Source organism: Paenibacillus sp. HJGM_3, assembly GCF_045062745.1.
In the GTDB taxonomy this organism is placed as follows: Bacteria; Bacillota; Bacilli; order Paenibacillales; family NBRC-103111; genus Paenibacillus_AA.
In genome coordinates, this window is sequence record NZ_JBJGED010000004.1 from 1 (window position 1) to 18,161 (window position 18,161).

The 18,161-nt window shown below is 53.1% G+C and carries 16 protein-coding genes and 1 rRNA gene; 8 read left to right on the top strand and 9 right to left on the bottom strand.

Features of this window, described 5'->3' with window-relative positions; genetic code table 11:
• The 9 genes from ACI5FR_RS05695 to dnaA all read right to left on the bottom strand — a co-directional run.
• Positions 1–75, bottom strand: a 16S ribosomal RNA gene (locus tag ACI5FR_RS05695); the annotation flags it as partial.
• Positions 76–321: 246 nt separating this feature from the next.
• Positions 322–1,374, bottom strand: a complete 1,053-nt coding sequence (locus tag ACI5FR_RS05700; protein ID WP_405451518.1) for an HD-GYP domain-containing protein — start codon at positions 1,372–1,374, stop codon at positions 322–324.
• 104 nt (positions 1,375–1,478) lie between these two features.
• Entirely contained in the window at positions 1,479–3,938 is a 2,460-nt protein-coding gene (gene gyrA / locus ACI5FR_RS05705; protein ID WP_405451521.1) for a DNA gyrase subunit A, read from the bottom strand.
• Positions 3,939–3,953: 15 nt separating this feature from the next.
• A complete protein-coding gene (gene gyrB, locus ACI5FR_RS05710; protein ID WP_405451524.1) occupies positions 3,954–5,864 on the bottom strand; it encodes a DNA topoisomerase (ATP-hydrolyzing) subunit B in 1,911 nt (636 codons plus the stop codon).
• A 10-nt stretch (positions 5,865–5,874) separates the two neighbouring features.
• A complete protein-coding gene (gene remB, locus ACI5FR_RS05715) occupies positions 5,875–6,153 on the bottom strand; it encodes an extracellular matrix regulator RemB (protein WP_405451527.1) in 279 nt (92 codons plus the stop codon).
• A gap of 28 nt (positions 6,154–6,181) precedes the next feature.
• Positions 6,182–7,288: a DNA replication/repair protein RecF gene (gene recF / locus ACI5FR_RS05720; RefSeq protein ID WP_405451529.1), complete on the bottom strand. Its 1,107-nt coding sequence runs from the start codon at positions 7,286–7,288 to the stop codon at positions 6,182–6,184.
• On the bottom strand, positions 7,279–7,500 hold the full coding sequence (gene yaaA, locus ACI5FR_RS05725; RefSeq protein WP_405451532.1) for a S4 domain-containing protein YaaA: 222 nt from the start codon (positions 7,498–7,500) through the stop codon (positions 7,279–7,281). Before yaaA ends, recF begins: the two co-directional genes overlap by 10 nt.
• Positions 7,501–7,533: 33 nt before the next feature.
• Positions 7,534–8,679, bottom strand: coding sequence for a DNA polymerase III subunit beta (dnaN, locus tag ACI5FR_RS05730; RefSeq protein ID WP_405451535.1), 1,146 nt, complete (start codon positions 8,677–8,679; stop codon positions 7,534–7,536).
• 165 nt (positions 8,680–8,844) lie between these two features.
• On the bottom strand, positions 8,845–10,209 hold the full coding sequence (gene dnaA / locus ACI5FR_RS05735; protein WP_405451538.1) for a chromosomal replication initiator protein DnaA: 1,365 nt from the start codon (positions 10,207–10,209) through the stop codon (positions 8,845–8,847).
• A gap of 534 nt (positions 10,210–10,743) precedes the next feature.
• On the opposite strand from dnaA, the gene rpmH reads away from it, so the two are divergent.
• From rpmH to noc, 8 genes are all read left to right on the top strand, one after another.
• On the top strand, positions 10,744–10,878 hold the full coding sequence (rpmH, locus tag ACI5FR_RS05740) for a 50S ribosomal protein L34 (protein ID WP_405451541.1): 135 nt from the start codon (positions 10,744–10,746) through the stop codon (positions 10,876–10,878).
• 261 nt (positions 10,879–11,139) lie between these two features.
• On the top strand, positions 11,140–11,478 hold the full coding sequence (gene rnpA / locus ACI5FR_RS05745; RefSeq protein ID WP_405451544.1) for a ribonuclease P protein component: 339 nt from the start codon (positions 11,140–11,142) through the stop codon (positions 11,476–11,478).
• Positions 11,479–11,601: 123 nt separating this feature from the next.
• Complete coding sequence (gene yidC, locus ACI5FR_RS05750; protein ID WP_405452213.1) at positions 11,602–12,309, top strand: membrane protein insertase YidC; 708 nt, start codon at positions 11,602–11,604, stop codon at positions 12,307–12,309.
• A complete protein-coding gene (gene jag / locus ACI5FR_RS05755; protein WP_405451546.1) occupies positions 12,306–12,923 on the top strand; it encodes an RNA-binding cell elongation regulator Jag/EloR in 618 nt (205 codons plus the stop codon). The genes yidC and jag overlap by 4 nt, the downstream gene beginning before the upstream one ends.
• A 132-nt stretch (positions 12,924–13,055) precedes the next feature.
• A complete protein-coding gene (mnmE, locus tag ACI5FR_RS05760) occupies positions 13,056–14,432 on the top strand; it encodes a tRNA uridine-5-carboxymethylaminomethyl(34) synthesis GTPase MnmE (protein ID WP_405451549.1) in 1,377 nt (458 codons plus the stop codon).
• A 36-nt stretch (positions 14,433–14,468) separates the two neighbouring features.
• Positions 14,469–16,358 (top strand): tRNA uridine-5-carboxymethylaminomethyl(34) synthesis enzyme MnmG, encoded by a 1,890-nt coding sequence (mnmG, locus tag ACI5FR_RS05765; RefSeq protein WP_405451552.1) that lies wholly within the window; start codon positions 14,469–14,471, stop codon positions 16,356–16,358.
• 4 nt (positions 16,359–16,362) lie between these two features.
• Complete coding sequence (gene rsmG, locus ACI5FR_RS05770; RefSeq protein ID WP_405451553.1) at positions 16,363–17,085, top strand: 16S rRNA (guanine(527)-N(7))-methyltransferase RsmG; 723 nt, start codon at positions 16,363–16,365, stop codon at positions 17,083–17,085.
• Between the two features lie 178 nt (positions 17,086–17,263).
• Entirely contained in the window at positions 17,264–18,082 is an 819-nt protein-coding gene (gene noc, locus ACI5FR_RS05775) for a nucleoid occlusion protein (protein WP_405451556.1), read from the top strand.
• Positions 18,083–18,161 lie beyond the last annotated feature (79 nt).

Sequence of the window (18,161 nt, forward strand, 5' to 3'; positions counted from 1 at the left end):
AACGATCCGCTCGACTTGCATGTATTAGGCACGCCGCCAGCGTTCGTCCTGAGCCAGGATCAAACTCTCCATAAAGGATACATCTGATATAGCTCTAAAACGTTACTAGCATTTATTACTTGCACGCTCGTTGTTCAGTTTTCAAGGAACAATCCCGTCGCTGGCATTTAAGAGAACCTCTCAAACAGCGACCATATTAATATATCACATTCGCCCACTTCATTGCAAGTACTTTTTTTAACCAAAAAGTGCTTCGAGTCCATCCAGCAGCGACCCGCTCCGAAGAGGCGAATAATAATATATCATGGGCGGAACCCTATGTCAAGACATAACTTCCTGAATAAACAATTTTCGTTCCACGGCAAGATTAATGATCGTGCCGTTGACGTTCACCATCGGCCGTGTTGGGTGGGCAGGATCAGTGAAGATGATCTCACCTACGCGATGGTCGTTCAGCCGGACAACCGTGCCTCGGTTGAACTGCGTCACCCGATTGACGAACGTCTGAACGATCGTCGGATCGAGCTTGCCGAAGGAATCCTGCACCAACTGCTCCAGCACGACATACGGAGAGCTGGGCTTCTTGTATGTACGCGGCCCGGTCATGGCGTGGAAAATATCGGCCACCGCCACGATCTTGGCGTACGGATGAATGTTGTCGCCCTTGAGCGCCAGCGGATAGCCGGAGCCATCCTCCTTCTCATGGTGCTGCAGCGCGCACAGCTTCACCCCTTCGTTGATCGAAGGGACGGTCTTCAGGATTTGGTACCCATAAATCGTATGCTTGCGCATCTCTTCCAGCTCGGCCCCGGTCAAACGCGACGGTTTCTCAAGAATTGCCGAATCGATTTTCACATTCCCGATATCGTGCAACAGGCCGGAAAGAGCAATCGGCATCCAGTCTTTTGAGGTGAAGCCGTGCCACTTCGCTAGCGTGTACGCCGTGAGTGCTACCTGAATACTGTTATGGTAAATGTATTCCGACATGTGCATCGTTCTCGGTGAGAACGTGAGCACGTGATAGTGTTGAATTTGCGCCAGCAGCGCCTCCATCGTATTGCGAATGTCCAGCACGGGCAGGTTGGCCCCCGCCATCGCGTTGCGGAACACCCGCTTCAGCAGTTGCAGCATGTTGTGATACTCTATGTAAAAGGGCAGCGCGCTCTCTTCTTCTTTCATGTAATCGGAACGCGGGTTATTCTCATCCTCTTCGATCTCGATATCTACATAGGGAATCATGAAGGCTCTTAAAATCTCGAGTTCCCTCGCCATGAGCATTTTGCCCTTGTGAAAAAGAATGTTCCCCAATTTGGTGAGAACATCCTCTTGAAGTTTGTCGCCCTCATTCAGCTGGGAAACGGGAACTACCGCCATACTATCCCCCCACCTCAAAAATAATCCGTATTCCTTATTGTAAAACAAAAGGGATTGGTATGTAAGACCAATCCCTCAAAATTTTTTGCGGCTCCGCTAAGAGCTTATTCTTCTTCCGGCGTTTCCTCTGTTGTCGTCTCATCGCTCTTCTCGACACGGGAGACCGTAGCCACTTCATCGTCTTCCCGGATGTTGATCAACCGGACCCCTTGCGTATTCCGGCCCATCGTATTGATGCCGGACATGCTGGTCCGAATGATCGTCCCGGATGCGGTAATGATCATCAAGTCCTCTTCGTTAGTTACAACCTTGAGGCTAATGACCGGCCCGTTCTTGGAGGTGACGTTCAGCGTCTTGATCCCTTTCCCGCCGCGAGACTGGATCCGGTATTCGCTCATTGGAGTCCGCTTCCCGTATCCTTTGGCGGTGACGATCAACACGTCATGGTCGACATTCACGACATCCATATCGATGACCGCGTCATTGTCGGAAATATGAATCCCCTTCACGCCGGTAGCCGAACGGCCCATAGGACGAACATCCTGTTCGGGGAATCGAATCGAAATCCCTTGCTGCGTCCCCATGATGATCTCTTGATTGCCGTCCGTCAGCTTGACGCCGATCAGGTCGTCGTCTTCCCGCAGGTTGATGGCGATCAAGCCGCCCTTGCGGATGTTGGAGTAATCATCGAGCGGGGTCTTCTTCACGATGCCGCCCCGTGTGGCGAAGAACAAGTACTGCTCGGAATTGAACTCCTCAACCGGGATGACCGCATTCACCGTCTCGCCCTGTTCGATCTGAATCAGGTTGATGATCGGCGTGCCTCGCGCGGTCCGGCTCAGATCCGGAATCTCGTAAGCCTTCAAGCGATACACTTTGCCTTTGTTGGTGAAGAACATCAAGTAGTGATGCGTATTCGTCACAAACAGATGTTCGACGAAGTCGTTGTCCTTGGTATCCATCCCGACAACGCCTCGGCCTCCGCGCTTCTGGCTGCGGTAAGTCGTCACCGGCAGACGCTTGATATAGCCGGTATGCGTGATCGTGATGATGACGTCCTCCCGTGGGATCAAGTCCTCATCCTCGATGCTCTCTTCTCCGATCGTAATTTCCGATCGTCTAGGATCCGCATACTTGTCTTTGATTTCTTTCAATTCCTCACTGATAATGCCCAGAATGAGCTGTTCATCGGCGAGAATGGCCCGATATTCGGCGATCTTGACTTGCAATTCCGCGTATTCGGCCTCGATCTTATCCCGCTCCAATCCGGTCAAGCGCTGCAGGCGCATATCGAGAATCGCCTGGGCCTGATCGTAGCTGAGCTGGAACCGATTCATCAAGCCGTCCCGGGCTTCTTCCGTCGTGCGTGACCCCCGGATCAGGGCGATGACTTCGTCCAAGTGATCCAAGGCAATGCGCAAGCCTTCCAGAATATGCGCCCGGGCTTCGGCCTTCTTCAAGTCGAACTCGGTCCGGCGGCGAATGACCTCTTGCTGGTGCTTCAGGTAGTGTTGGAGCACCTCTTTGAGATTCAGCACCTTCGGTTCCCCGTTCACCAAGGCCAGCATGATGATGCCGAAATTGGATTGCATCGGGGTATGCTTGTACAAGTTGTTCAAGACGACATTCGGATTGACGTCCCGACGGAGCTCGATGACGACCCGCATCCCGGTGCGGTCCGATTCGTCCCGCAAATCGGTGATCCCGTCGATGACTTTATCGCGCACCAGCTCGGCAATCTTCTCTACGAGTCTTGCTTTGTTGACTTTGTAAGGCAGCTCATAAACAATAATCCGCGCCTTGTTGTTGTTCTCTTCGATGTTCACCTTCGACCGCATCGTCACGGAACCGCGGCCGGTCGTGTATGCGGAACGAATCCCCTCGCGGCCCATAATATAGGCGCCTGTAGGGAAATCCGGACCTTTGATCGACTGCATGAGCTCGAGCGGGGTGACATCGGGATCGTCGATGATCTGCTGGACCGCGTCGACGACTTCGCCCAAGTTATGAGGCGGGATACTGGTCGCCATCCCTACGGCAATCCCGTAGGTGCCGTTCACGAGCAAGTTCGGATAGCGCGACGGGAGCACGGCCGGTTCGCTTTCTTCCCCATCATAGTTCGGGACGAAGTCTACGGTCTCCTTCTGCATATCCCGCAGGAGCTCCATCGAGATCTTCGACAGACGAGCTTCCGTATACCGCATCGCAGCCGCCATGTCGCCATCAACCGAACCGAAGTTGCCGTGTCCGTCGACCAGCATGTTGCGGTACGTGAAGTCTTGCGCCATGCCGACCATCGTCTCGTACACGGCGCTGTCGCCGTGAGGATGGTACTTGCCGATGACTTCCCCTACGATACGAGCCGATTTCTTGTAAGGCTTGTCCGGCGTCATGCCCAGCTCGGACATCGCGTACAAAATTCTGCGGTGCACCGGCTTCAAGCCGTCACGGACATCAGGTAACGCACGGCTCACGATAATGCTCATCGCGTAGTCCATGAAGGACGTACGCATCTCGGTGCCGATATCTATTTCTCTTACTTCCGATCTGTTCTCTTCCGCCATGAGTTACCTCCAAAGTTAAACGTCCAGGTTTTTCACGTATCTCGCATGCTCTTGGATAAAATCGCGGCGCGGCTCGACATTGTCGCCCATCAGGGTGTCGAAGATCGCATCGGCTTCAATCGCATCCTGGATACTCACCTGCAACAGCGTACGGCTCTCGGGGTCCATCGTCGTCTCCCACAGCTGCTCGGGATTCATCTCGCCCAAGCCTTTGTAGCGCTGCACGTTGACTTTCGTACCATCTCCGAACTCCTCCATGATGGCCGCCCGTTGCTTGTCGTTATAAGCGTAGCGCACGGTCTTGTTCCGTTCGATCTTGTACAGCGGCGGCTGCGCGATATACACGTAGCCGGACTCAATCAATTTGCGCATGTACCGGTAGAGGAACGTGAGCAACAGCGTCCGAATATGGGCGCCGTCTACGTCCGCGTCCGTCATAATGACAATTTTGTGGTACCGCGCCTTGGTAATATCGAAATCATCGCTAATACCGGTGCCGAGTGCGGTAATGATCGCCCGAATCTCCAGGTTGGAGAGGGTTTTATCCAAGCGGGCTTTCTCCACGTTCAGGATTTTGCCCCTGAGCGGGAGGATGGCTTGGAAGTGCCGGTCCCGGCCTTGTTTGGCCGAGCCTCCGGCGGAGTCGCCTTCCACCACGAACAATTCGCTGATGGAGGCATCGCGCGAAGAGCAATCGGCCAGCTTCCCCGGCAGGGAGCTGACTTCCAGCACGCTTTTGCGGCGGGTGAGTTCGCGGGCTTTACGGGCTGCTTCCCGGGCACGGGCTGCTTGGATCCCCTTCTCGAGAATTTTACGGGCGATCGCAGGATTCTCGTCCATAAACTCCTGCAGCTTCTCGGCGAACAGCGACTCGACAATGCCGCGCACCTCGCTGTTGCCGAGCTTCGTCTTCGTCTGTCCCTCGAATTGAGGGTCGGGAATCTTCACGGAGATAATCGCGCTCAAGCCTTCCCGCACGTCATCCCCCGACAAATTGGCGTCATTGTCTTTGAGCGCATTCGTCTTGCGGGCATAATCGTTCAGAATGCGAGTAAGTGCGCTCTTGAAGCCGGATTCGTGCGTCCCGCCTTCATGCGTATTGATATTATTCGCGAACGAATAGATGTTCTCGGTATAGCTGTCGTTATACTGGATGGCAATCTCGATATGAATCTGGTCGCGGTCGCCCTCCACATAGATCGGCGGTTCGTGAACGGGTGCCCGATTGCGGTTCAAATACTCGACGAAGGAGACGATCCCGCCATCGTACTTGTATGAATTCGATACGTCCGTACGCTCGTCGAGCAACGTAATCTCGATCCCTTTGTTGAGGAACGCCAGTTCTCGAATCCGCGACTGCAGAATATCATAGTCATATTCGGTCGTTTCCGTGAAAATCTCGGCGTCCGGCTTGAAGCGGACAAGCGTTCCGGTCTCTTCGGTTTCGCCGATGACTCGCAACGGGTATTCCGGCGCTCCCCGATGGTAAGCTTGTTCGTGAATTTTGCCTTTATATTTCACCTTAACATACACGTTCTCGGACAACGCATTCACGACGGAAACCCCTACCCCGTGCAAGCCGCCGGACACTTTGTACCCTTCTCCACCGAACTTGCCGCCGGCATGGAGCACCGTCATCACGACCTCGACCGTGGATTTCTTCAGCTTCGCATTCTCGCCGGTCGGGATTCCCCGGCCGTTATCGGTGACCGTGACGCTGTTGTCCTTGTGGACGGTTACGGTAATTTTATCGCAATAGCCTGCCAAGGCTTCGTCAATCGCGTTGTCGACTACTTCCCAAACCAGGTGGTGCAGCCCTCTCGGTCCCGTCGAGCCGATGTACATCCCCGGCCGTTTCCGAACCGCTTCCAGGCCTTCCAGAACTTGAATCTGGCTTTCATCATACGCATTTTGATTGATCGTCATTCCGGGTCACCTACTTTCTCTGATTGGGTGTCGCTTCGATTTCGTTCGCTAAAAGCACTTGGGCCCGTTTTTTTAGGGTCGCGGACGATACGGGAGAATAATATACTTTGCCTTTCGTGAGGACAAGCGACTTGCATTCCTCTTCCCCGATCACTTCGACGTTCCGCTCTTTCTGGGCATGCTGAATAAAATGCTTGGAAATTTTGGACGACTTCTCAATGGACAAATCGAATATAGCGATCAGCTCGGAAGCTCGTATTATTTTCTCTCCGCCTAAATGGATAAACATTGAGACCCGCTCCTACTCGTAGTCTAGGCTAGATCAGTTTTCCATTCTGCACATGGAAAAGGGCCGCGTGCGTGAGCCTGTCCATCTTGACGCTCTCGACGCCGGTCGTTGTGATGAACGTCTGCACTTTCCCCTGGAACGTCTCGATCAGCTGCGTCTGACGGAAACTATCCAATTCGGACAAAACGTCATCGAGCAGGAGAATCGGATATTCCCCCACTTCTTCACGGATACATTCGATTTCGGCCAGCTTCAAGGACAAGGCCGTCGTCCGTTGCTGCCCCTGTGAACCGTAAGTTTGGACGTCCTTCTCGTTGATCTGGAACAGCAGATCGTCGCGATGCGGGCCGTACAAGGTCGTGCCGCGCCGGACCTCTTGGTCTCTGGCCTGTGATAACTTTACCATAAACTGATCAAATATAACAGATTGTTGTGACGAATCGTCATACGGGAACGAGGGATGATAGGCGATGCTGAGCTGTTCGGCGCGATTCGTGATGCTCTGATGAATCGTCTCCGCCCAGACTTGGAGCTTATTTATAAAGCTTTGACGTTTTTTCATAATTTTAATACCAAATTGCACCAACTGCTCGTTCCAAACCTCCAATTGCGTCCCGAGGCTTGAGGAATGCTGCATCTGCTTGAGCAAATTGTTCCGCTGGACGAGCACCTTCTGGTACTGGGACAAGTCGTGCAAATACGAGGGCTGCACCTGGCCGATCTCCATATCGAGGAACCGGCGACGCACGCCGGGGGCGCCCTTCACGATCTCGAGGTCTTCCGGAGCGAACATGACGACGTTGAGCTGCCCGATGAAGTCGCTCAGCTTGCGCTGCTCGAGCCCGTTCACCTTCGCCCGCTTGCCCTGGGCCGACACCTGCAAATCCAGAGTGCAGGCGCCATAGCGCTTCTCGATCTCACCATGGATGTGCGCGCGTTCGGCATTCCAGCCGATCCACTCCTTGTCCTGGTGCGTCCGGTGCGATTTGGTCAGCGCCAGCACATAGATCGACTCGAGCAAATTCGTCTTGCCTTGTGCATTGGGCCCGACGAACATATTGACGCTCGAGTCGGTGGCGAACTCTACATGCTCATAGTTGCGGTAATTGTGCAAGGTCAGCTTTTTCAGGAACAAGTGGAAACCACCTCGAACCGGCCGCACCCCTCTACCTCAACCGTATCCCCCGAATACAGCTTGCGTCCTCTCCGGTTATCCACAGCTCCATTGATCCGGATGACGGTTTCTTGCAAAAATTGCTTCGCTTGTCCACCTGTGGATATGCAATCCGCCAGCTTCAGGAACTGACCGAGTGCGATATATTCGGTTGTGATCTCTATTCGTTTCATACCATCGGACTCCGATCCTGGACTGGCATTCGCTTAATTCGTTGTACGGTAAGGCATGATCAAATGCAGCATATTCGCATGATCTTCCGGCTTGATGATGATTGGCTGCATCGGGCCTCGGAAGCCCATGGCGATATAGTCGCTGTCGATGACCTTGAGGGCATCGAGCATGTATTTGGAGTTGAAGGAAATGCTGATGAGTTCGCCCGCCAGCTTGTGAACGCCGATCTGCTCCGTTACCTTGCCCAGCTCAGCGGATGTGGAGGACACTTCGACCGTCTGCTCGTCCTTCATCGTGAGTTTCACGATGTTCGTGCGCTCCTCCCGGGACAGCAAGTACGCCCGGTCGATCGCATCGGCCAGCTTCCGCGTCTCGATCGTCATCTCCGTGCTGAAGGAAGCCGGGATGAGCTTGGCCGTGTCCGGATAAGTACCGTCCAGCAAGCGGGTGAAGAACAAGATGGAATCCATCTTGAACAAAACTTGGTTATCGGCTACGACGATATCGATCAGCATGGATTGATCCGGCAGCAGCTTGTTCAGCTCGTTCAAGCTTTTGCCCGAAATCACGATGTTCGTCTGCGGCTCCCACTGTTCGCTCGTCTGAATGTGCGCTTCCCGGCTCGCCATCCGCAACCGGTCGCAGGCGATCAGCTTCAACTGCTCCGCATCAAACTTCCACAGCACGCCGGTCAAGATGGGGCTCGTCTCGCTTGTGGACACCGCGAACGTCGTTTGACGGATCATCGCCTTCAGCAGATCGCTGGATACCGACACCTTCTGGTCTTCCTCCAGCTGCGGCAGCAGCGGATATTCCTCCGGATCCAGTCCTACGAGCTGCACTTCGGTCGAGCCGGAGCGGATCCATGTAATGAAGTTGTCTTTCACTTCCAACTCTACTACCGCGGCCGGAAGCTTGCGGATCATCTCCGAGAAGAAGCGCGCAGGCAGCACGACGCTGCCCGGTCTCAGCACTTCCACGATCGTGATGCCGTCCTTCTCCGTCGGTACGTAGCTCTGAATGGAAATTTCCGTATCGCTTGCCGTGAATGTGGCTCCCTTGCCGTCTACGTCGATCTTGATCCCGCTCAAGATCGGAATCGTCGTCCGGTTGGATATCGCTTTGAATACGTGTTGGATGGATTCGTTCAGTTGATCTTTGGCAATAATAATATTCATCATGTCACTCCCGTGGTTCTTTTTCGCGAGAAACGATCATAAGATATAGGTTTAAAATCTTTTTAGTAGTAGTACTAGGGGCCCTGAATATGTGGATAAGTAGGCAAACCTCTGAATAAGCAAGCCTATCCACATGTGAATAGTTTGTGTATAGGCTTGTGTGCGTCAGGCAGACGGATTTTTAATTTTTTCGGTGATGTTGTGGACAATTTTATATAATTCCTGGTCTTGCTGCAAGGCCGCCGTAATTTTCTCGTGGGCATGGATGACCGTCGTATGGTCGCGGCCCCCGAAGGCGTCGCCGATCTTGGGCAAGGAATAGTCCGTCAGCTCGCGGGATAAATACATAGCCACCTGCCGCGGAAAGGCAACCGCCTTCGTGCGCTTGCGCGCCTTGAAGTCCTCGATCTTCAGTCCATAAAACTCGCCTACCCGCTGCTGAATGTCCTGAATCGTAATAATGCGAGGCCGGCTGGCCGGAATGATGTCCTTCAGCGCCTCGGCGGCTAGATGCGTCGTTATGTCTTGGTTAATCAAGGAGGAATAGGCCACTACCCGGATGAGCGCCCCCTCGAGCTCCCGGATGTTCGTGTCAATCTGGTTGGCTATGTAGACCATCGCTTCGTTCGGGATATCCAAGTTCTCCGCCTTGGCCTTCTTGCGCAGGATGGCGATGCGCGTCTCGAGGTCCGGCGGCTCGATGTCGGTGATGAGGCCCCATTCGAACCGGGAGCGCAGCCGATCTTCCAGCGTCGGGATTTCCTTCGGCGGGCGATCGCTCGAGATGATGACTTGCTTGCGCTCTTCGTGAAGGGCGTTGAACGTATGGAAAAATTCTTCCTGCGTCTGTTCTTTCCCCGCCAAAAACTGAATATCGTCTATAAGCAGGACATCTATGTTGCGGTACTTGTTGCGGAAGCTCTCACCTCGGTTGTCGCGGATCGCATTGATGAATTCGTTCGTGAATTTCTCGGACGAGATGTACAGCACCTTGGCACTCGGATTGTGCTCGAGCACATAGTGGCCGATCGCGTGCATGAGATGCGTCTTGCCTAGGCCCACGCCCCCGTACAAGAACAATGGATTGTAAGCCTTGGCCGGCGCTTCCGCTACTGCGAGCGAGGCGGCATGCGCGAACCGGTTGCCCAGGCCGACGACGAACGTATCGAACGTATACTTGGGGTTCAAATTATTAATGAACGGGTCTTCCGGAAACAATCCTTGCTTGGCCGGTTCGGCTACGGCCACAGCTGCCGGCTTGGCGGCGGCGGGCTGCTCCATCTCCTGCAGCGTGAACGTCAGCGTCACATCCCGGCCGGTCACCTCGAACACCGTACTGCGGATCATTTTGGAATACCGGCTCTCCAGCCATTCCATCGAAAATTTGTTCGGTGCGCAGATGACGAGCGAGGTTTCGGTGAATACCGTTGCTCGCGTTGATTTCAACCACGTGTCGTAGCTGGGCTTGCTAAGCCTATTCTGGATGTTGGACAACACTTGCTGCCATAATTCTTGAACGTGGCCATCCACAAATTGTTCACTCCTTTAAATTGCGAGCATTGCAAGTTCTTGTCTTGCTATGTCAATGATTGAGGGATCTTGTCGAATAAATATCCACAGTTTTCCGATTTGCAGGAACGGAATCAGTAACAGCCGGGGTGTTTGTTCACAAAGTTATCCACATGTTGTTGATAATTTGAGGATGTTCGGAGATTGTACACAACCGAAAACAATTTTATGATAGCAGAACAAAGCCTTGTTTTCAACGCAATTCAGCGATTTATCCACATATTCAATCCCTTGTGTATTCGAGTTGTCAACAACACTAGATATTGTTAATACGTTGTTAAGAATCGACAAATTTCGCTTGATTTCCTCTGGATAATTATACACAAGTGAATAACTTGCGAATTTTGACAATATCCACAGTGGATGCTTCATTTTCCCAATGGGGTTGGATCGTTGACTTTTACAGGCGGAAATGGTTTAATGGAAAAAGGCGTTTTTGGAGTATACCGTATGGAGTCCAACAACTGAACCAGTTTTCCTGAGGGGGTGCAATAGATGGGACCGACATTTAAGCCGAATGTGAGCAAGCGCGCGAAGGTGCACGGGTTTCGGAAAAGAATGAGCACGAAGAACGGTCGTAAAGTTCTGAAGGCTCGTCGTCAAAAAGGCAGAAAAGTTATCAGCGCATAAAGGAAGGCCACTCCGAGGTGGTCTTTTTTTTTGAGCGTTACAGAAAGTTTGAATTCGCTAACTTCCTCTAAAAGGGACCCGCCGACGATTCGAGATGCTCCATTAGGAGCTTTTCTTACATAGGACAAAGGCACGCTCCACGAGCACGTTTATCCGGTCTGGCTTGTGTCTAGACTAGGAAAGTTGGAGCTTCTAACTCTAGATGAAACTTCGGATATTATAAATGTACTAATAGTTCATGAAAATTGATGGTGATGGACGGTGCAAAAAGAGCTAAGGCTGACCAGACGCGAAGATTTCAATAAAGTGTACCGGTACGGCAAATCGAGCGCGAATTTCCAGTTCGTCGTCTACAGCTTGCCTCAGACAAAGGTGGAGCGGTTCCGGGCCGGCATCTCGGTGAGCAAGAAGGTAGGCAACGCGGTTGTGCGCAATCGGATTCGAAGAGTGGTGAAGGAGATTTTGCGGCATCATGCCGACCGGATTCGTCCTCATGTGGATCTCGTCGTAATCGCCCGCAAACCCGCATCCGAAATGGAGTACAAGGAGATGGAGAAAAGCTTGCTGCACGCGTTGAAGCGGGCATCGCTGCTCCAGTAGAAGATGGAATAAAAAGTTTTCTTTACCCCTGCGATTGTGGTATAGTTGAGTTTGGAAAAGAAGGTTAGGAGGAAGCTTATTTTGACCCGTCGTCGTATCTATACACTAGCGGTATTATCTCTCATGATTTTGGTCTTGGCGGGATGCGGCAGCATGAATCCGCAGACGAATCCGATCGATCCGGCCAACGGCTTTTGGGACAAGTTCTTCATTTATCCGCTGTCTACATTAATGAATTGGTTTGCTGATATATTGTGGGGTCAATATGGGTTGTCCATTCTAATCGTGACGATCTTGATCCGATTCCTCGTCTTGCCGCTGACTCTCAAGCAATACCGCAGCTCCAAGAAGATGCAAGACATTCAGCCCGAGATGAAGAAGCTGAAGGAGAAGTACAAGGACGATCCGAAGAAGCAGCAGGAAGAGACGATGAAGTTGTTCCAGGCGAACGGGGTTAACCCGCTGGCCGGCTGTTTACCGCTCTTGGTACAGATGCCGATTCTGATTGCGCTCTACCATGCGATCATGCGGAACGGCGAGATTAGCCAGCACACGTTCATGTGGCTGAAGTTGGGGTCGCCGGATCCTTACTACGTCCTGCCGGTGTTGGCGGCGATTACGACTTTCCTGCAGCAGAAGATGATGTCGAGCCAAATGACTTCGCAGATGCAGGCGCTCATGTTCATTTTCCCCGTGATGATCTTCGTCATGTCGATGAACTTCGCCTCTGCGCTTCCTCTATACTGGATTTACAGCAACTTGTTCACAGTCGTTCAATCTTATTTCCTTTATCGTCGACCATCAACGAATAAGGGTGGCCCATCCAAATGAAAAAGCTGGTTGTTGCGGGAAAAACAATCGAAGACGCAGTCAAATCCGGATTAGCCCAATGGAATACAACCGAGAACCGGGTTAAGATTCAAGTGTTGGAGCAGCCCAGCAAAGGGTTGTTCGGCCTGATCGGCAACAAGGAAGCGAAGGTTGAGTTGGAATGGATCCCGGATCCGATTGAAGAAGCGACGGTTTTCTTGCACGACGTCTTTCAGTCGATGCACATCGATGCAGCCATCGAGAGCCAAGAATCGGCTGAAGGAGTCCAGCTGAACATTAGCGGCAATGAGCTCGGGATCTTAATTGGAAGAAGAGGGCAGACGCTCGATTCGCTGCAATATTTGACGAATATCGTCGCGAATCGCTATGCCACATCCCATGTCAGGATCGTGCTCGATGCGGAGAACTTCCGTGATCGGCGCAAACAGACGCTCGAGGAACTGTCGGACCGGCTGGCCCGGCGCGTCATCCGGACGCGCAAGGAGGTCGTCCTGGAGCCGATGTCCCCGCAAGAACGCAAAGTGATTCACTCGCAACTGCAGAATCATCCGAATGTGAAGACATACAGTAAGGGCGAAGATCCGAACCGGAGAGTCGTCATTGCTCTTCGATGACTGAGATATAGAGACATGCAATGACTCCTGAATCAGGCAGTCATTGCATTTTTTCGTAAAACGGGAAGTTGCGGGAAGCGAGCATAGGGTGCTAAAAGGCCTGGTCTGGCCCGCAGAAAGGTGTTGTGCAGCATGATAACCGACACAATAGGCGCCATTTCGACGCCGCTCGGCGAAGGCGGGATTGCCGTCATTCGCGTGAGCGGCCCCGATGCCATCCCGGCGGTTGACCGGTTGTTCCAGACGAAGACCCGCTTGTCCGAAGCGGATACGCATACGGTTCACTATGGGCATATTCTAGACCCGGAGACGAAGGAACGGGTGGAGGAAGTATTGGTCACCCTGATGCGGGGGCCTCGTTCCTTCACTACGGAGGATGTCGTCGAGGTTAGCTGTCACGGCGGGTTGATCTCGGTCAAGAAGGTGCTCGGTCTCATCCTCGAGCAGGGCGTCCGCTTGGCGGAGCCGGGCGAGTTCACGAAGCGGGCTTTCTTGAACGGCCGAATCGACCTGACGCAGGCCGAGGCGGTCATCGATCTGATCCGCGCGAAGTCCGACCGGGCGTTCAAGGTGGCGCTGAAGCAGGTAGAGGGGACTCTGTCTCGGCAGGTGAAAGAGCTGCGGTATCAATTAGTGGAATTGATGGCGCATATCGAGGTCAACATCGACTATCCGGAGCATGACGTGGAGGAGTTGACCGGTTCGTTCATCCGCGAACGATGCACGCAAGCGATCGAGCGCATCGAGCAGCTCCTGAAGACCGCCGAGCAGGGGAAAGTGCTCCGTGAAGGGATCGTCACGGCGATCGTGGGACGGCCGAACGTGGGTAAGTCGTCGCTCCTGAATGCGATGGCGCAGGAGAACAAAGCGATCGTGACGGATATCCCAGGGACGACGCGGGATATTATAGAAGAGATTGTCAATGTGAACGGGATTCCGCTGAAGCTGCTCGATACCGCGGGGCTGCGAGAAACGACGGATTTGGTCGAACAGATCGGGGTCGAGAAATCGCGAACCGCGCTGTCGGATGCGGATCTGATTATTTTGGTCCTGAATCAGAGCGAGCCGCTACATGAGGATGAAAGGGCTTTGCTCGATCAAATTGCAGACCGCCAGACGATCGTGGTCATGAACAAGTCGGATCTGCCCAGCCAACTGGATGAAGCGTATCTCCGGGATCGTGTCGCGGAGGATCGACTGGTCCGAATGTCGGTCCGAGAGGGGCAGGGCCTCGATGCGCTGGAGCGCGCGATCAGTGCGATCTTCTTCAGCGGCGAGCTGGAGAGCGGCGATCTGACCTATGTGAGCAACGTGCGGCATATTCATCTGCTCAAGCAGGCGAAGCGGGCGCTGGAGGATGGACGGACGTCCAGTGAATCCGGGGTGCCGATCGATCTGATTCAGATCGATATTCGCAACGCGTGGGAGAGCTTGGGCGAGATGATCGGGGATTCGGTCGGCGATTCGTTGATCGATCAAATTTTTTCTCAATTTTGTCTCGGCAAATAAACGATTGCGGTTTGATATAGACTGGAGGGATTACGAATGGGATATGTGGCGGGGGAATATGACGTCGTCGTCATCGGGGCCGGCCATGCGGGTTGTGAAGCGGCTTTGGCCGCGGCCCGGATGGGGTGCGAGACGCTGCTCTTGACGATCAATCTGGATATGGTGGCCTTCATGCCATGCAATCCTTCGATCGGGGGACCGGCTAAGGGGCATGTGGTGCGGGAGATTGACGCTCTGGGCGGCGAGATGGGGCGGAATATCGATCGGACGTTCATCCAACTGCGGATGCTGAATACCGGGAAAGGGCCGGCCGTACACGCGCTGCGTGCGCAAGCCGATAAATTCCTGTACCAGCACACGATGAAGGAGACGATCGAAAAGCAGGAGAAGCTGACGCTTCGTCAGGGTATGGTGGAAGAGTTGATCGTCGAGAATGGCGTCTGTACGGGTGTTATTACAAAGACGGGAGCCGAATATAAGGGGAAGGCTGTCGTGCTGACGACAGGCACTTATTTGCGCGGCAAAGTGATTATGGGCGAGTTGATGTACGAGAGCGGGCCGAACAACCAGCAGCCTTCGGTGAAGCTGTCGGAGTCGCTTCGGAAGCAAGGATTCGACCTGGTGCGCTTCAAGACGGGAACTCCGCCTCGCGTGCACAAGGAGACGATCGATTTCTCTAAGATGGAGATTCAACCCGGGGATGAGGAGCCGAAGTTCTTCTCGTACGAAACGACTGAATCTAGCAATGAACAACTGCCTTGCTGGTTGACGTATACGTCCGGAGAGACGCATGAGATTATTAGCAGCAACCTGCATCGGGCGCCCATGTTCTCTGGCGCGATCGAGGGGACAGGACCTCGCTATTGCCCGTCGATCGAGGATAAGATCGTTCGGTTCAGCGATAAGCCGAAGCATCAGATTTTCCTGGAGCCCGAAGGCCTTCACACGTCGGAATATTACGTGCAGGGGTTGTCTACGAGCATGCCGGAGGACGTGCAGCTGAGGATTCTTCGCTCGATCCCGGGTCTCGAACAGGTAGAGATGATGCGGACCGGGTACGCCATCGAGTATGACGCGGTCGTGCCTACGCAGCTGTGGCCGTCGCTGGAGACGAAGCGTCTGCCGGGCCTGTTCACAGCCGGGCAGATCAACGGGACTTCCGGCTATGAGGAAGCCGCAGGGCAGGGCATTATGGCCGGGATCAACGCGGCTCGCAAGGTGCAGGGCCGGGAACCGGTTATTCTCGACCGCTCGGAAGGCTACATCGGCGTCTTGATCGACGATCTGGTGACGAAGGGCACGAGTGAGCCTTACCGGCTGCTCACTTCCCGCGCGGAGTATCGTCTGTTGCTCCGCCACGACAATGCGGACCTTCGTCTAACTCCGATCGGGTATGAGATTGGCTTGATCAAGCCCGATCGTTACGAGCGGTTCCTGCACAAGAAGCAGCAGGTGCAGCTGGAGATCGACCGCCTGAAGTCCACGAAGGTGCGTCCGGAGCCGGAAGTGCAGCAATTGTTGACGGAAGCCGGTACGGTGGTCTTGAACAATGCGGTCGACCTGCTGTCGTTGATGCGCCGCCCGGAGATCACCTATGCTCATATCGAGCGGCTCTCGCGGTCTCCTCTGGAGCTTACGGAAGACATGAAGGAGCAGGTGGAGATTCAGATCAAGTATGAGGGTTACATCGAGAAGCAGCTGGCGCATGTCGAACGGCTGAAAAAGATGGAGAAGAAGCGCATCCCGGAGAATATCGATTATAAGGCCATTCATGGGATCGCGAATGAGGCGAAGCAGAAGCTCGCGGACATTCGCCCTATCTCGATCGGTCAGGCTTCGAGGATTTCGGGCGTGACGCCGGCGGACATCTCGATCTTGCTCGTCTATCTCGAACACTACAATAAAGTTACGGCTGCTAGAGGGTAACGATATGGATCAATTGAAGATTACATTCACAGAGCTGCTTGCGTCTTGGCAGCTCTCCTTGTCTGAACGGCAATGGAGTCAGTTCGAGCGGTATTACCAGGAGCTCGTAGCCTGGAACGAGAAGATGAATTTAACGGCGATTACCGACCGGGAACAAGTGTTCGTCAAACATTTTTTTGATTCGATTTCTTTGTCGTTTTTTGTCCCTTTGGGTAATGTACAGACGATTGCCGATATCGGATCGGGTGCCGGATTTCCGAGCATTCCGCTGAAGATTATGTTTCCCCATTTGAAGGTGACGATTGTGGACTCGTTGAACAAGCGAATTTCTTTCCTGCAGGCCTTGGTCGGAGAACTGGAGCTTGATGGCGTGTCGTGTATCCATGGCAGGGCAGAGGATGTCGCCAGGATGAAGGAGCATCGCGACCGGTATGATCTCGTAACGGCCCGTGCTGTCGCACGGTTAAGTGTGTTGAATGAATTTTGTCTCCCGTTCGTGAAGACTGACGGTCTGTTCGCAGCGATGAAGGGGGCGGACCCGGCTGAAGAGCTGGCGGAAGCGAAGTACAGTTTGCGGGAGTTAAAAGGAGAGCTGGAGCTTACGCATCGGTTCGAGCTTCCTATAGAACAATCCAGTAGACATATCATTATTATCCGTAAGAAAGCTGCTACTCCGGCCAAGTATCCTAGAAAAGCAGGAACGCCACTCAAGCAGCCTTTGGTTTAATGTTCCACGTGAAACATTACAGTGCTCGAGTTTGATGCTGCGTGAAATGTTCATATTTGGATAGCAGGAAAATTCGCTTTTTTGTTGAATTTTATTAGTGGGAGAAAACTGACTGATCCATACATATTGTAGACGTTCAGGTTAGATGGAATTCAAGGATTGGGTGATCAGACATACTATGAAAGAACAAATATCCAAGCTATTCGGATTATCGGAACGAGCATCAGGCGAAGACATCAAGAACATCCCGGTCGGGGAAATCGTTTCTAGTCCTTATCAACCGAGAACCATATTCGATGATGAGCGGATCGACGAGCTGTGCCAAACGATCAAGACGCATGGCGTCATTCAGCCCATCGTCGTTCGCGTGCGCAATAATAAATTCGAATTGATCGCCGGGGAGCGAAGATGGCGGGCGGTCAAGAAGCTCAACATGGACACAATCCCAGCGATCGTCCGTGAAATCAACGACTCCCAGGCCGCTTCGATCGCTTTAATCGAGAACCTCCAACGAGAAGGCTTGACGGCCATCGAGGAAGCGGTCGCCTACGAGCAGCTCATGCACCTCCACGATCTTACGCAGGAGAGCTTGGCCCAACGCCTAGGCAAGAGCCAATCGACAATCGCGAATAAAATTCGACTCCTGCAGCTGCCGGACTTGGTCAAGATGGCGCTGATGGAGCGCAAAATTACGGAACGGCATGCACGGGCGCTATTATCTCTAGATAGCGAAGAGCTTCAACTGAAGGTGTTGGATGACATCATCACCAGAGAGTTGAACGTCAAGCAGACCGAAGCACGAGTAAACTTCTACAAAGAAGCGGTTAAAATCAAGAAGAGCAAGCGAGTCAGTTTCTCCAAGGATATCCGCCTCGCTCTGAACACGATCCGCCAATCGGTGGAGATGGTAGCGGGCACAGGGCTCACGATCAAGACGGATGAGAAGGATCACGACGATCATTACGAATTTATTATTCGAATTCCCAAAAAACATTAAAACACTCGATAAGCTCCGACTTGGAGCTTTTGTTTTGGCCTCGTATAGATGAATGTCAGGATCGATTGTGGTATAGTGA